This window comes from Bacillus massilinigeriensis (assembly GCF_900117315.1).
Taxonomy (GTDB): Bacteria; Bacillota; Bacilli; order Bacillales; family Cytobacillaceae; genus Bacillus_BE; species Bacillus_BE massilionigeriensis.
Window position 1 is genome coordinate 2,630,774 of the sequence record NZ_LT630337.1, and the last position, 14,930, is coordinate 2,645,703.

12 protein-coding genes are annotated in these 14,930 nt (G+C 34.7%); 4 read left to right on the forward strand and 8 right to left on the reverse strand.

What is annotated here, in order from left to right; translation table 11 throughout:
- Positions 1–255: 255 nt before the first annotated feature.
- The 5 genes from BQ6100_RS13080 to BQ6100_RS13100 form a co-directional block, all read right to left on the reverse strand.
- On the reverse strand, positions 256–2,139 hold the full coding sequence (locus BQ6100_RS13080; protein WP_075982035.1) for an ABC-F family ATP-binding cassette domain-containing protein: 1,884 nt from the start codon (positions 2,137–2,139) through the stop codon (positions 256–258).
- The gene (locus tag BQ6100_RS13085; RefSeq protein WP_075982036.1) at positions 2,120–2,782 is read right to left on the reverse strand and encodes an HD domain-containing protein; all 663 of its coding nucleotides are present in this window, start codon (positions 2,780–2,782) and stop codon (positions 2,120–2,122) included. The genes BQ6100_RS13080 and BQ6100_RS13085 overlap by 20 nt, the downstream gene beginning before the upstream one ends.
- Positions 2,783–2,871: 89 nt before the next feature.
- Positions 2,872–3,720: a DegV family protein gene (locus BQ6100_RS13090; protein ID WP_075982037.1), complete on the reverse strand. Its 849-nt coding sequence runs from the start codon at positions 3,718–3,720 to the stop codon at positions 2,872–2,874.
- A 12-nt stretch (positions 3,721–3,732) separates the two neighbouring features.
- Positions 3,733–4,260, reverse strand: coding sequence for a hypothetical protein (locus tag BQ6100_RS13095; RefSeq protein ID WP_075982038.1), 528 nt, complete (start codon positions 4,258–4,260; stop codon positions 3,733–3,735).
- A gap of 42 nt (positions 4,261–4,302) precedes the next feature.
- On the reverse strand, positions 4,303–5,991 hold the full coding sequence (locus BQ6100_RS13100) for a formate--tetrahydrofolate ligase (protein WP_075982039.1): 1,689 nt from the start codon (positions 5,989–5,991) through the stop codon (positions 4,303–4,305).
- 196 nt (positions 5,992–6,187) lie between these two features.
- Between BQ6100_RS13100 and metA the strand changes: the two genes are divergently transcribed.
- The gene (gene metA, locus BQ6100_RS13105) at positions 6,188–7,096 is read left to right on the forward strand and encodes a homoserine O-acetyltransferase MetA (protein ID WP_075982040.1); all 909 of its coding nucleotides are present in this window, start codon (positions 6,188–6,190) and stop codon (positions 7,094–7,096) included.
- 77 nt (positions 7,097–7,173) lie between these two features.
- Here the strand turns inward: metA and BQ6100_RS13110 are convergent, their stop codons facing one another.
- Complete coding sequence (locus BQ6100_RS13110) at positions 7,174–7,857, reverse strand: class I SAM-dependent methyltransferase (protein WP_075982041.1); 684 nt, start codon at positions 7,855–7,857, stop codon at positions 7,174–7,176.
- A 166-nt stretch (positions 7,858–8,023) separates the two neighbouring features.
- Between BQ6100_RS13110 and BQ6100_RS13115 the strand changes: the two genes are divergently transcribed.
- Positions 8,024–8,206 carry a DUF3892 domain-containing protein gene (locus tag BQ6100_RS13115; protein WP_075982042.1) on the forward strand — a complete coding sequence of 61 codons (183 nt, stop codon included), beginning with the start codon at positions 8,024–8,026 and terminating at the stop codon, positions 8,204–8,206.
- Between the two features lie 181 nt (positions 8,207–8,387).
- Here BQ6100_RS13115 and mntR read toward each other — a convergent pair whose 3' ends face one another.
- Together mntR and BQ6100_RS13125 are read right to left on the reverse strand one after the other, a co-directional pair.
- Positions 8,388–8,807: a transcriptional regulator MntR gene (gene mntR / locus BQ6100_RS13120; RefSeq protein WP_075982043.1), complete on the reverse strand. Its 420-nt coding sequence runs from the start codon at positions 8,805–8,807 to the stop codon at positions 8,388–8,390.
- A gap of 114 nt (positions 8,808–8,921) precedes the next feature.
- A complete protein-coding gene (locus BQ6100_RS13125; RefSeq protein ID WP_390622442.1) occupies positions 8,922–10,472 on the reverse strand; it encodes a type IA DNA topoisomerase in 1,551 nt (516 codons plus the stop codon).
- Positions 10,473–10,669: 197 nt separating this feature from the next.
- Between BQ6100_RS13125 and BQ6100_RS13130 the strand changes: the two genes are divergently transcribed.
- Entirely contained in the window at positions 10,670–11,983 is a 1,314-nt protein-coding gene (locus tag BQ6100_RS13130) for a hypothetical protein (RefSeq protein ID WP_075982044.1), read from the forward strand.
- The gene (locus BQ6100_RS13135; protein ID WP_075982045.1) at positions 11,976–14,930 is read left to right on the forward strand and encodes a hypothetical protein; all 2,955 of its coding nucleotides are present in this window, start codon (positions 11,976–11,978) and stop codon (positions 14,928–14,930) included. Before BQ6100_RS13130 ends, BQ6100_RS13135 begins: the two co-directional genes overlap by 8 nt.

Genomic DNA, 14,930 nt, shown 5'->3' on the forward strand with positions numbered 1-14,930 from the left:
AAATGCTTTAGCATTTTTAGAGGACATTGAAAAGGCTTCATCGAAATCACACCGCACGATAAAAATGCTTTAGCATTTTTAGAGGACATTGAAAAGGCTTCATCGAAATCACACCGCACGATAAAAATGCTTTAGCATTTTTAGAGGAGTCTTCGCACCTGAAACGTAGATCAACATGTCTTAATATCAACAATGAGCATTAACACATTCTAAACAAAAAAGGCATGATTTCTTTAGACGAATCATGCCTTTTTATTATTTATTTTCTGCTAGTTCAGAAAGATAGCTCCATCTTTCAATTAAATATTCCAGTTGGTTATTTAGCTCTTGTTCCTCTTTCATAAGGGAATGTGCTTTTTCAAAATCACTTCCTGTATTGCTCATTTCAAGAGAAATTTGCTCAAGTCTTTCTTCAGTTTCTGCGATTTTATCCTCTATTTCTTCCCACTCAACCTTTTCCTTATAGGACATCTTTTTCTTTTTTGGTTTTTCTGGCTCAGGTTGTTTTTCTTTCTTGATCTCTACTTTTACTGTATTTTTCGTATTTTGCTTTTCTAGATATTCACTGTAGTTTCCATAATAGCTATCAACCTTTCCATTCCCCTCTAGAATAAGAAGCTGTTCTGCCACTTTATCTAAGAAATAGCGATCATGGGAAACGGTTATCACAACCCCTGGATAATCCTCTAAATAGTCCTCTAAAACGGTTAAGGTTTGAGTGTCGAGATCATTAGTTGGCTCATCAAGCAGCAACACATTCGGCTCTGACATTAAGATTTTCAAAAGATAAAGGCGGCGTTTTTCACCACCTGATAGCTTTCTAATTGGCGTTCCGTGAGTATTCATAGGAAATAAGAAACGTTCTAGCATTTGTGCGGTTGAAATGGTCTTCCCATCAGACGTATGGATGACCTGTGCGGTTTCCTTCAAATATTCAATCATTCTCTTGTTTTCATCCATATCCTCATTTTCCTGGGTATAGTAGCCAACCCTTACTGTCTGACCCATAATGAGCTCGCCATCATCGAGTTGGAGCTTCCCGGTAAGAATATTTAATAAGGTTGATTTCCCTGTCCCATTCCTTCCAATAATCCCCATTCGATCACCTGGTTTCACGAGAAGATTAAAATGATTTAGGATGACCTGATCACCGTATCGTTTACTTGCTTCCTTTAGTTCAAATACTTGTTTTCCAAGTCTTGTTCCACTCAAGGAAATATCCAATTTTTCTTTTGATTTCACATTGGAAATTTGTTCATCTAGTTGGTTAAAACGGTCGATTCTAGCTTTTTGTTTTGTTGATCTCGCTTGAGCTCCTCTCCGAATCCACTCAAGCTCTCTCCTAAATAAGTTCTTCCTTTTTTCCAAGGTTGCAGTTTCATTTTCTTCCCGAATCGCTTTGGCCTCTAAAAAGTCTGCGTAGTTTCCTTTGTAACTATATAAATTGCCGCCATCCAATTCAAAAATTCGATTCGTGACCCGATCGAGGAAATAACGATCGTGTGTAACAAGGAATAGAGCACCCTTGTAGCGACCTAAATATTCCTCCAGCCATTTCACTGACTCATAATCCAAGTGGTTTGTCGGTTCATCCAGTATTAATAAATCAGGTTCTAGAATGAGCACCTGTGCTAAGGCGACTCGCTTTTTCTGTCCGCCTGATAGTTCACCAATTTTCTTCTCAAAGTCTTCAATACCTAACTTTGTTAAGATTGTTTTTGCATTTGTACTTGCGTCCCATGCATTAGAAGCATCCATACGACGTTGCATTTCGAATAACTGTTCTTGAATCTCTACGTCATCAGGCTTCTCATTGATCTTTAGCATGGTATTCTCATAATCTCTTAATAGCCTCAATAAAAGAGCCTCTCCCGCAAACACTTGCTCTAGTATGGTTAAATCCGGCTGAAGTTCAGGTTGTTGTTCAAGATAGGCCATTTTAAAATCCTTTGGAGCCACAATTTCACCTGAATCCTGAAGGTCCACTCCAGCAACAATCCTCAGTAATGAAGACTTTCCTGTTCCATTTACCCCAATCAACCCTACTCGTTCCTTTTCCGAAATTGAAAAGGAGATATCATGAAAGAGCTGTTTGTCTCCATAGGTTTTCGTAAGGTTTTCAATCGAGATTGTTTTCATACTCACCATTCCAGTCTTTATAAAATTCTTCTAAAAATATTTCCATGAAAGCATGGCGCTTCTCTGCAATTTTTCTTGCAGTTTCTGTGTTCAATCTATTCTTCAGCTGTAATAGCTTCTCATAAAAATGATGAATCGTAGAGGAATTTCCTTCCCGATATTCAATTTCAGTCATGCTTTCTCGTACAGAAAAAGAAGGATCATAGATAGGGTTACCTTTTTTTCCACCATAAGCAAATGCCCTAGAAATACCAATAGCACCGATGGCGTCCAATCTATCAGCATCCTGAACAATCTCTGCTTCAACGGAAGGTAATAAGCTCTGTTTTCCCCCTTTAAATGAGATGGAAACAATGATCTCGATAATCCGTTCTTTTATCTGTTCATCTATTGGTAAATCGTCCAAAAAAGAAGATAATCGCCTTTCTCCATCTTCTATCGAATGAGTTAATTTCTCATCGGGGATATCATGTAAGATAGCTGCCATTTCAATAATAAAACGGTCTCCCTTTTGCTCGGTTTCCGATATATAGACAGCATTTTTCCGGACCCTTTCTATATGAAACCAATCATGACCTGTTGGTTCATTCCCTAATGTATTTTTTACAAATTGTTCAGCTGCTTGAATAACTCTATCATTCATAGCCAATCCAACCTTCCCAAAACCTTCTCATATTTTAACATGAAATATTGATTTTACCGAAAAAAAAGAAAGTGCCGCTTTGGCACTTCTCATTTTAATCCATTATACCAGGAAATTCCCAAAGTATGTTCGCCTGCATGAACACCTATTGTCGCACCTAGAGGATAACAATAAAAATCAATGGTAGGAAAGATTTTTTTTAACTCCTCCTTCCATTTATTGGCCTCATAATCATGGAGACCATATAATAAATATACTTCTTTAAACACATGTTTTTCCCATGAGTTTCTTAAATATTGAACAATTTTCTCCTTTGCCTTTTTGGCGCTTCTTACTTTTTCTTTAATACTTAATGCTCCATCCTCAATCGAAATGATTGGTTTAATATTTAATACACTTCCGAGTAGAAATTGTAATCCTGATAATCTACCGCTTCTATGGAGTTGTTCTAAGTCACCAACAAGTACAAATGCCTCATTCGTATCTCTTAAGCTTTCAATCTTCTTCTTAATTTCATCAAGATTTAAGCCTTGTTGCAGATATTCCATGCCTTTTTTAATCTGTACTGAAAGTGGGTAGGTTAATATCTTCGAGTCTATTGTCATAACCGGAATATCCACTAGATTTGCTGCCTGCACGCTAGAAGATACGGTACCACTAAGTTTAGCAGATACTAGAATTGAAATGATTAAATCATAGTCATCTTTAAGGTTATTATATAATTTGATAAAAGCTCCAATCGAAGGCTGTGATGTTTTAGGAGGAGTCTGAACCATTTTTAATTTGTCAAAAAGGTCATATGGTGATAAATCAATGCCATCTAGGTACTCTTCTTCATCAATAAGAATGGATAATGGAATCGTATAGACATCCGGGTGATTTTGTAATTCTTCATCCATGAATGCTGTACTATCTGTAACCCACGCAATTTTCTTCATGAAAGCTCTCCTTCAAACAGGGATAATTTTATTTATTTTTACCATCGACAGGATCATAAAATCAATCATATGGATAAAATCGTCCATTTGGTCTTCATAAATGAGCCTGTTAAAATCTATAGTCACTTCTTTCTTAATCATATTGTCCTCTTGAAAGGGATTTAATATCATTTTATGTTGATAGGTTCGGTCCATACCCCAAACTTCTGTTAATGCTTTTGCAATTCCTTCATGTAATTCGAAATCATCTTCATGATCCACAGTAAAAATAATGGAAAGAGTGCAGCCTGATAACCTTTCTGATTTCATTGACGGAAGAAGCTCTGATGCTAAATTTTCCAAATTAGCATATACTCTGACAGTACACTGCGCTGTATCTTTTTCCTTCAGAGTAAATGTAAGTTCGAAACTCCTTGATAAAGAGGATAAATTTATTGAATCGTTACGGCCAATGATACATATTTCTCCTTCTAAATCACGATCATATAAAGCTCCTTCTAGTACAACCTTCATGTTCTCAAATGCAGTAGGATCAAACATGCTAACACCCCTCATTGTAAAGAAAAATCTTCAAAAAAATGATTAAAACAAGCCTACTGCGTTTCCTGATTCGTCCACATCCATATTTAGAGCTGCTGGTCTTTTTGGGAGACCTGGCATAGTCATAACATCCCCTGTTAAAACAACAATAAAACCTGCACCAACTGAAGGCTTTAATTCTCTCACAGATACGACAAAGTCAGTAGGCCTTCCTAATTTTGTAGGGTCATCTGACAAGGAATACTGGGTTTTTGCCATACATACTGGCAAATTGCCCCAACCATTTCCCTCAATTTCGAGCAGTTGCCTTTTCGCCTTTCTTGAAAATTCCACACCTACTCCACCATACACTTTTTGCACAACATTCAGGATTTTAAATTCAATTGGATCCCTTGGTGAATATAATGGCTTAAAGTTATTCTCTGTATTCTCTATCGCATCAAGCAGCTTTTTAGCAAGCTCAATTCCACCTTCTCCACCTTTTTCCCATACTTCTGTAATGGCAGCTGGAATTCCTTCTTGCTGACATAGACCAAATAATGTGTTCACTTCATCCACTGTATCTGTAATAAACCGATTAATTGCAACAACAAATGGAAGCCCAAAGCTTTGAATGGTTTCAATATGCTTCTTCAAATTAGAGAACCCATCCTTTAACGCTTCAACATTTTCTTTTCCAAGGTCTTCCTTCAGTACTCCTCCATGCATTTTTAATGCTCGGATGGTAGCGACAATGACTACAGCTTCCGGCTGGATTCCTGCTGACTGGGCCTTAATATTTAGAAACTTTTCTGCCCCTAAATCAGCACCAAATCCAGCCTCTGTTACAACATAATCTGCCAATTGTGATGCCGCATTTGTAGCAATGACACTATTACACCCATGAGCGATATTAGCAAATGGACCGCCATGTACAAGGGCAGGGGTATGCTCAATCGTTTGAACAAGGTTCGGTTTAACCGCATCCTTTAATAAAAGTGCAAGCGCACCTTGTACGCCTAGATCACGTACCGTTACTGGCTTTTTATGAATATTATAGGCAACTACCATCTTTGATAGTCTTTCTTTTAGATCCTTTAAATCATGTGACAAGCATAGTACAGCCATAATTTCAGAGGCAACTGTAATATCGAATCCATCTTCCCTTGGGACTCCTTGAAGCGGACCACCTAATCCAATAACCACTTTTCTTAATGCACGATCATTTAAATCTAAGGCCCTTTTCCAAACAATTCTGCGCTGATCTATTTGAAGTTCATTCCCTTGCTGAAGGTGATTATCAATCATTGCTGCTAGAGCATTATTTGCTGTCGTTATCGCATGAAGATCTCCAGTGAAATGGAGATTAATATCCTCCATTGGAAGAACTTGTGCGTAGCCCCCACCTGTCGCTCCGCCCTTGATTCCCATTGTTGGACCAAGGGAAGGCTCACGCATCGCTATCATTGCTTTTTTTCCGATTCGATTCAGGGCATCCCCTAAACCAACTGTAACAGTAGACTTTCCTTCACCAGCAGGGGTAGGATTAATTGCTGTTACTAAAATGATTTTTCCAGACTTTTTTGTTTTCAAGCGATTGAGAGCCTCGAATGATAGCTTAGCTTTGTATTTTCCGTAAAGCTCAATATCATCCAATTCTAAGCCTATTTTTTCAGCTATTTCAGTAATCGGCTTTAATTTTGCTTCCTGAGCAATGGCAATATCAGATTTTACTTCTGTATGTGTCTTCAACTATGTTTCCCCCTCTTTTATGCCTCCGTAGTACTTGTCTTAATATTGCATGATTTGTCGAATCTTATCAATAGAAGTTATTTAAAATTCGATTTCATTTAATAATTCACTGTTTTCATGAATATAAGATTGCGACTTAAAAAAAACGTCTATATAATATTAATAATCTAAAAATTCAAATCAAGGGGATGATTTTTTGCCAATTAAAATACCGAAGCTTCTTCCAGCCAGAGAGATACTGGAGTCTGAAAATATCTTTGTCATGGATGAGGATCGGGCTAATACACAAGATATTCGACCGTTAAATATCTTAATCTTAAATTTAATGCCAGAAAAGGAAAGGACTGAAACACAGCTTCTCAGATTGCTAGGAAATACCCCTTTACAGGTAAATGTATCGTTTTTAAAAACAGCATCCTATCAATCTAAAAATACAAGTAAACACCATCTTGAGCAATTCTATACTTGTTTTGATGAAGTATTTCATCGTAAATATGATGGATTAATTATTACTGGTGCACCTGTTGAAATGCTTCCTTTTGAAGAAGTAGATTATTGGGAAGAGCTGAAAACAATTATGGATTGGTCTACTACTAACGTTACCTCCACCTTACATATTTGTTGGGGGGCACAAGCTGCGCTATATTATCACTTTGGGATAGACAAATATGAGCTTTCAAAAAAATGCTCAGGAGTGTTTTCTCATACGGTATTAGACCGCTCTGAAATGCTGTTACGTGGCTTTGATGACATTTACGATGCACCTCATTCGAGATACACGGATGTTTCCATTGAAGAAATCACATCCAATCCAAATATTAAACTACTTTCTTCTTCTGAGGAAGCAGGTCCATTTATCCTTCTTGCAGATAAAGGAAAACAAATTATGGTTACGGGTCATTTAGAATATGATGCTAATACACTAGCTGAAGAATATGAACGCGATTTACAAAAAGGCATTGAAATCCATATGCCTCAATATTATTTTCCTAACAATGACCTCAAACAAAAACCATTGAACCGATGGAGATCACATGCCCATTTACTTTTCTCTAACTGGTTAAACTATTATGTATATCAAGAGACTCCATATGAATGGGAATAATTTAATAAGTTGATTGTTGCATCTTTTTGCAGATAAAGATATCCTCGAGCTATTCTGGTCGAGGATATTTTTTTATCTTATGAATCTTTCTCTAGCATAAACACCCATAAGAATGCCAATGCTTGCTTCAATGAAACTGGTAAGTTTTCAATTGGAAGTCCTTCACTTTCACGTTTATAGACTCCAAACTCGCTAATTTTCTTTAATCCATTTTCGCTTGCTAACCTTTCAAATTCCCATGGCATCATCGTGTTGCAAACTACCTTGTCACCATACAGCCTTTGATAACTATTGATTCTAGGTGCTGAAGTAGGTCCAAGAATTCCAACACAGGCCCTTCCGTTTGGAATCAAAATTCTCTTGATTTCCTCAATAACCTTAAGTGGGCTCTCTGTCCATTCTAGGGAATTAATGGCAAGTACTGCGTCGAAGGATTCATCAGGAAACTTCAAAGACCCAATGTCATCCTTAACAAATTGGGAAGGGTGACCCTCATTGATGATCTTTGCCTTTTGAATCATATCTTCTGATACATCAACCCCTACAACTTTAAACCCTGCAGAAGACAATTTCAATGAGCCATAGCCGTCCCCACATCCTAAGTCACAAACCTTTGCCCCGGAAATTACGTATCTTTCAAGGAATGGTATGATATCCTTTCTACTCCCGGATTCCCACATTTTCCTACTTCGGGAGTTCCAATGATCTGCCTGTTGGTCCCATAATTTTTCCGCCTCTTTTGTCCAGTTAAAATCCTTCATTCCTAACCTACCTTTTTCACAATTTAATCACAATCAATTCATTCATAATAATGTACTCTAGAAGATGCTATCCCAATTAATTCGTTACAAAACTTAAAAATCCTTGAATGAATATCAAAAAATTGAGTCATGATATAAATAAAAATTAATAGAAGGGGAATAAAGGATGAATCAAGAAACAATAATAGGTGTGATTCGAAATCACCTAGGGCAAATTATTAGTTACCAAACCTCTGAAGGAAGGATTATTTCCTACAGAAAGGCTGTGCAGGAAGCTGAAGAGGGGATTATCGACGGGCAGTATTTAAACGACTCATCTTATGACTTGAAAAGTATATACTTTGATTAGGCTCCAATATATTTGAATGTTGATTCCCTCACCAATCCACATGGTAGATAATCAACAAATACAATAGAGCTTACTCTAATTAAAGAAGGGTGCCCGGCAACACATTCCTTTGTGATTACCAAGCACCCTTATAAATGGCCCGTATAATATTTCTGTTTTTCATTTAATTATTTTTATATGGTTAGTCTACGTTTCTATTTTGGATTTCTCGGAGCGCTTGAACTCGAGATTCATCCTCTTCGAAAAATTGTAAAAGGTCACCGATGCGATCAATGGCATTCCAGCTAAGATGATGCTCTATACCTTCAACATCTCTATATATATTCTCTTTCTCTACACCGATCACAGTTAAAAACTGTTCTAATAGTTCATGGCGAAAAACCAATAGTTTTCCAATTTTTCTTCCCTTGGTTGTCAGTACTAATCCTCTATATTTTTCATAAACTAGATACTCATCCTTATCAAGCTTTTGAACCATTTTCGTTACAGACGAGGGATGAACAGAAAGGCTTTCTGCAATATCTGATACACGTGCATATCCTTTATCTTCAATTAAATTATAAATTTGTTCAATATAATCTTCCATACTAGGTGTCGGCATCCCTAATCCTCCTAAAAAAAAGCACAATCATCAATAAAAAGTTTACTATACTAAAAAAAACTAAACAAGAGAGGATTGTTTTTTTACCAGAGAGTTCAATTTTTTTACCTATATTTAATCAAAGGACAATTTAACTCTTCCTTCAGAAAGGATTAGTTTTGCGTTAAATACCTTGTCATCCTTCTTAAATCCGTTAATCACATCGGTCTTTCCATCTGAAAGAAGTTTTTTTATATTTACTTGTGTTATGGATTTCCCCATGATCTTCTTAGAAATAGTAAAATCACATTTTGTTTTTTGGTAATTCGTACATCCATAGAATGTACCTTTATCCACCATATGCCCATCACATTTTATACATTTCCCAAGATTTACAGACTTTCTCTTCCGCTGTTTTCCTGGTACAAAATCATCTTGATCTACATTTGTGAACACCCATTCTGAGGAAGACTTTGAGGTAATACTTATTAAATGGGTAATCATTTTATTCGTTTGATCCATAAACTGCTTAGGAGACGCCTTGCCTTCCGATATTTCTTTGAGGCGTTGCTCCCATTTAGCTGTCATTTCTGGAGAGGCTAATATTTCATCTCCAATAGCAGTAATTAGAATTTTTGCCTTTGCCGTTGGATACACAATATTTTTAGTTATTGTGATATAATTCCTATCCTTTAGCATGGTTATGATTCCAGCTCTTGTTGCCTCTGTACCTAACCCCTCCGTTTTCATTAAAACCTTCTCAAGTTCTTTATCTTCAATGTATTTCCCCGCGGTTTTCATTAAGGTAATTAATTGTCCCTCTGTGTATCTTTTAGGAGGCTGTGTTTTACTTTCTTTCACATCTACCTTGGATACCTTACCTTCCTCACCAATATTCATTAATGGGAGGATTGGTTCCTTATCCTTATCCTGTTGTTTGATTACCTTTTTCCAACCTTCTTCTACTAACACTTTCCCTTTAGAGATAAAACTTGCTCGCCCGTCGACAAGCGTTTGAATGGTTGTATACTCGGTAATTGATTTTTCATAATGTGCGGCTATAAGACTCTTAACTATAAGATCATAGATTATTTTTTCATCACTGCTTAATTTTTCCAAATTGGGAACCTGCTCTGTTGGAATGATGGCATAGTGATCGGTAACCTTCTGGTCATTCACATATCGTTTGTTGTCCTTAATCGATTGAATCGGTAAGGGAAATAGATCCTCATATTCCTTGATTTTCCCTAGTTTACTTAGGGTCTCAGGAAACATTTCTGCTTCACCTTTTGTAACGTGCCTTGAATCTGAACGTGGATAAGAAACATTTCCCTTTTGATAGAGCTTCTGTAGTACATCAAGGGTTTTCTTTGGTGGAAATTTATATCTCCTATTTGCATCTGCCTGTAATGTAGATAAATTATATAGCAGAGGTGGGAGATAATCCTTCTTCTCTACTTGAATATCAGCAATTTTTGCTGGTTTCTTTTGACAAAAGGCTGCAATTTTTTCAGCCATTTCTTTGGAATGAATTCTGGATTCTCCATCTTTCTCCCATTTTCCTTGATAGGTTTTTCCTTCTATATTAAATTTAGCTTGTACTTCCCAAAAAGGTTCTGAAACGAATTGTTCAATCTCCCAATCCCTTTTCACAATCAAGGCAAGTGTAGGTGTTTGCACTTGTATAACTCTTTCTGGGTTATTTACAATAATAATTTAATTGTCATACCACAAACGCACTATCTAAAGCTATAAGTCTATTAAAATATTTCACCCAAATCAGTCATTAATGGTTTATAATAGATTACATAAAAGCTATAAACAATACTTCCTCACTCGCTGAATCTAAAGAAAATAAATTAATACAGTAGGAGGACAATTATATGAATTTATATGTTGTAAGGGAGTACAGTATCACTGAATCAAGTGGTGGGTATGAAAGTGCAGTAAGAACAATTGGAATAGGAATGAGAAATCCTAACACAAACAATATCATCCCTTCGCCTATTACTAATTTTATTAAAACAATGTATAGAAATAAAGGCAAGTCTATAAGTAGCCAACGTAACAGTGCATATGCAATAACAAGGTTTTTAAACTACATAATCAATCAGATAAAACAAAAAGATAGTTATTTTATGCATTTAGAAAATGAGGGGATAAGTGGATTAGGGTTAATTCATGGTTCTAAATATATTTCAAGCTTATCTTTACGAGCAAGGGCTGGGGAACTTTCCCCGGAATATGTTAATGATCAAATGAGATATATCATTAAATTTTATTATTGGCTAAAACTTCAAAAGATTATTGATGAGGATTTTGAAATTACTTATAAATCAATAAAACGTGGACAACGTGAACAGTTAGTGGAAGTTAATCCTTTTGATGATATAGAGCTTGGAACTATATTTGTTGGAAGAGATGAAAGAGTGAAAAGTATGTTATCTGATTTCGGAGTGAATAGATACCCACTTACAATAAAATTAATAAACATTGCCAGAAATATTGCACCAGATATTGCATTAGGAATTTGTTTTCAGTTCTTTGGGGGACTAAGACGGTCAGAAGTAGTTAATTTAACACGACAAAATATCAAAAAGCAAGGAAATGGATTGATCTTAGAAATAAGAGATAATCAAAAAGTACTCTTCCCTAACATAAAAAATACATCCCATATACAAGTGAAAAACCCAAGAAACCAGTCACTTTTAATGAATAGCCTATTGCTAAATATATATAAGGAGCATTTAGAGAAACTTGAAATTCTTGAAAAGAAAGGTGTTTATAACAACCCACATTATTTGTTCGTATCTGAACGCACTGGGTTACCTATAACGGGAAAGCAATATCATTCAAAATTTATGAAAGTGAAAAGTGCCTTTTTAAAGGCATTAAGCAAGGAAGGAAATATAGATGACTATTCCCTGTTAGCTGAAAATAGTTGGTCAACACATATTGGTAGAGGGATTTTTACTAACTTTTTGCTTGATCTCGGACTTAATCCTACTCAAATAGCCATTGCACGGGGAGATAGAGACATCAACTCTGCTCTAGCCTATGTTGATGAAAAAACGGCAATTGAAAATATGAAAGTGGCTATTAATACTATTCGTGAGGCTTATGATAATAGAGTTTCAACAATTGACACAGCTTATTTAGAAAAATGGAAAGAGGTGAACGATAAAGGACATGGATAAGGAAATATATCCAAGATATGAATTGGGTAAATTACTAAATATTACGTACCAAACTAAATTAATTCATGTATTGAATGAGTATAATATTAAGCCTATTTCAAAAGATACACATAATATTGAGTATTATAAAGCAGTTGATGTAGAAAATTTACTGAAAATACAAAGTGAACTTTACGAGTATTATCAAGGAAATTTTGTTACCTATGATGAAGGAAAAAAACTAGGGGCTAGTGCCTATGATTTAACTTTATCTAATCCAAAAGAGCTACCGATAATTACAAGAATAAAAAAGTTTTATAAAAGAAATACAGTTTACGAAAAAAACTTATTAAACGAAGTATTGGAAAAAAAGGCGCTATTAAATACAACTTCCTACTATACAACAAAAGAGGTATCACAACTATTCCAAATCATACATATCGAAAAACTTTTAAAAGAAAACAATATCGAGCCGATTGTTATAGAAAATAAAAGTGGATATTTCTATCGATGGGACAAAAAAGAAATTAATGCCTTATTAAAAAAACGGGAAGATTTATATCACCATTATGATCAAAATTATTTAACTTACAAAGAAGTTAGTAAGTTATTAAACGTTAAAATGATTAGTTCGCATGTGATAAAGAAGAATAATTTAGTTACAGAAGAAATACCTTCACTTATTAAATTTAATCGTTTTACAAAAACACACGTAGCTTTTACAAAAGCATCGATTTATGAATATTTGCGGATAAGGGAAAAAAAGAAAACAGAAGCAGTTCTGAAGGACAAGAAAAGTAAGAAAAAAAATTTAAATTTGAAGGAAAAAAAAGCGAACGAAAGAAGCGAAATTCTCCAAGAAAAGAACCTGAAAAAAGAGCATATTCCCTTAAATGATATAGGTAAAGTTTTAGGATTATCCAAAGCACTTGTGGTGGCCGTTTTGCAAGAAAATGACATTACACCAAAGCATATTATCAATAACGAAAAGTGGTATCCAAAAGGTGCGATTTACAAACTTAAAGAAACCCAGAATAGTCTGTATGATAAATTCGAAAAAGAGTGTATGACATTTATCGAGGTACGCTCTTTAAACATAAGTACAAAGGCTGTTCAAAATTTTCCCGTTATAGACGCTCCTAGAATCATAAAAATAAAGAAATTTAAAAATTCAAAAGTCGTTTATCCCAAAAACAGTGTTGAAGAATATATGATTCAGAAGAGAAAAGAAGAACTTCAAAAGGATATAATTAAAGACATCACGATCCCTTTTGCTACTTTTGAACGTTTGATTTTAGCGTTAGAAGTTTCCTTTTCAAGCGATGCACCATTAACACAAAAATACTGGTTTTCCTATGTTCGTCAAATATTAAATAATACGAAGGGAAATAAACAATCCGTTAAGAAGCAAGTTATTCGCTTGGTTTCAATAAGTGAATTATTAGCGAGTATAACAAAATCAAAAGAGATATTCTCTTACTCTGCAAGAGAGTTAAATTTATTATTATTTAATCATGAAGTATTTCAGGAATACCAGATTACTATTTATGCCTTTTTTAATGCCATTAATAATGAAATGCCACTTCCTGTAATAGATTTGAGCAAAATAAAAAATCCTAATGAGGTAAAAAGAAGAAAAAAGATGAGTAAAAAGGAAGTCTACTCCCCTACCGAATTTATTCAGTTGCTAGACTATGTTAAAGATGTCGAGCTGCACAAACAGGAAGCCATTAATGATGTTCATGTTGCATTAAATAAGAGAAATAAATATAAAAAGTACGATTCAGCATGGTTATATGTTTTACTTCACATGAACAATGGATGGAGATCATCCGATTTCGCTTATAATATCCCACGACTTGATTTACCGGAAAAAATTAATAATATCTCTGATTTTGAGAATATTGATTTAAGTTCAGATGATGCCAAGTATATGGTTATTCAGCTTTCTAGTAAATTGCAGTCCTTAAAACATTCTAAAAATCAAAAAACAAATTACTTTTTTTGTTCTGATGAACTTATATTCCCTCTTGCCAACGCACTTATTATTTGTGAATTAAGGACAAGGTTACTGGGATTAAATAATCAACATTTAATTGATTTTATGAATGAAAAAAATGAAATGCTTAAAGGTACTCACGATGCTTTTTTTGCTAATTTTAAAAAGAACTTTAAATTTGGTTCGTTAAAAATGAATCGTACCTTTATTGGTCTAATGACTGATGTAGTTAAGAAAAAAACAAATAGAAATCCATTGGAAATATCTAAATTCATTCGTAATCATTCAGATCTGGATACGACAAACACTTACATTGACATTCCGCAAGAACAGTTAGATTATATCGCCAGTCAGCTATTTGATAAGGGATACTTCGGATATACTTATGATTTATTTACGAAAGTATTGCTTGGATCATCCAGTATGCATCTAGATGATTCCTTGAATAAATCAGTTTTAATAAAAAATATATTTGGTGATATTTATGAGATTGAAAACTTAGCTAGATATATTAATATTCTTGAACAAGAAGATGAAGATCTCCTTCATTATTTAAATGGTCATTCAGAAAAAGAACTTCAAGAAAAAATGCTTTTATTGAATCTTGGACAACTCCCAGCTAAAGAAGCAAACTATCAATGTATTTATGGAAAATGTATATTCCTAGAAAGAGACTGTAGTAGATGTCCGTTTGCTGTTCCTCATTTTTATGCGTTAACCAAAATTGCTGCAAACATGGTGAAGCGACTAAAAGAATATCGGGATATACATGATAACTCGATGTATTTGGGAGAAAAGGTAAGAATATCCAACCTACTATTTTCCGATCTTTTAGTTTTAAGCCATGCTAAACAAAAATTTGGTGAAGATGTTTTAAGTGCCTTTATTAAGATAGATTACAACGATTTGAAAGAAGAAATCAGTTCATTGCCAAGCCCTTACGAATATATAACAATAAAACGAGGTTAA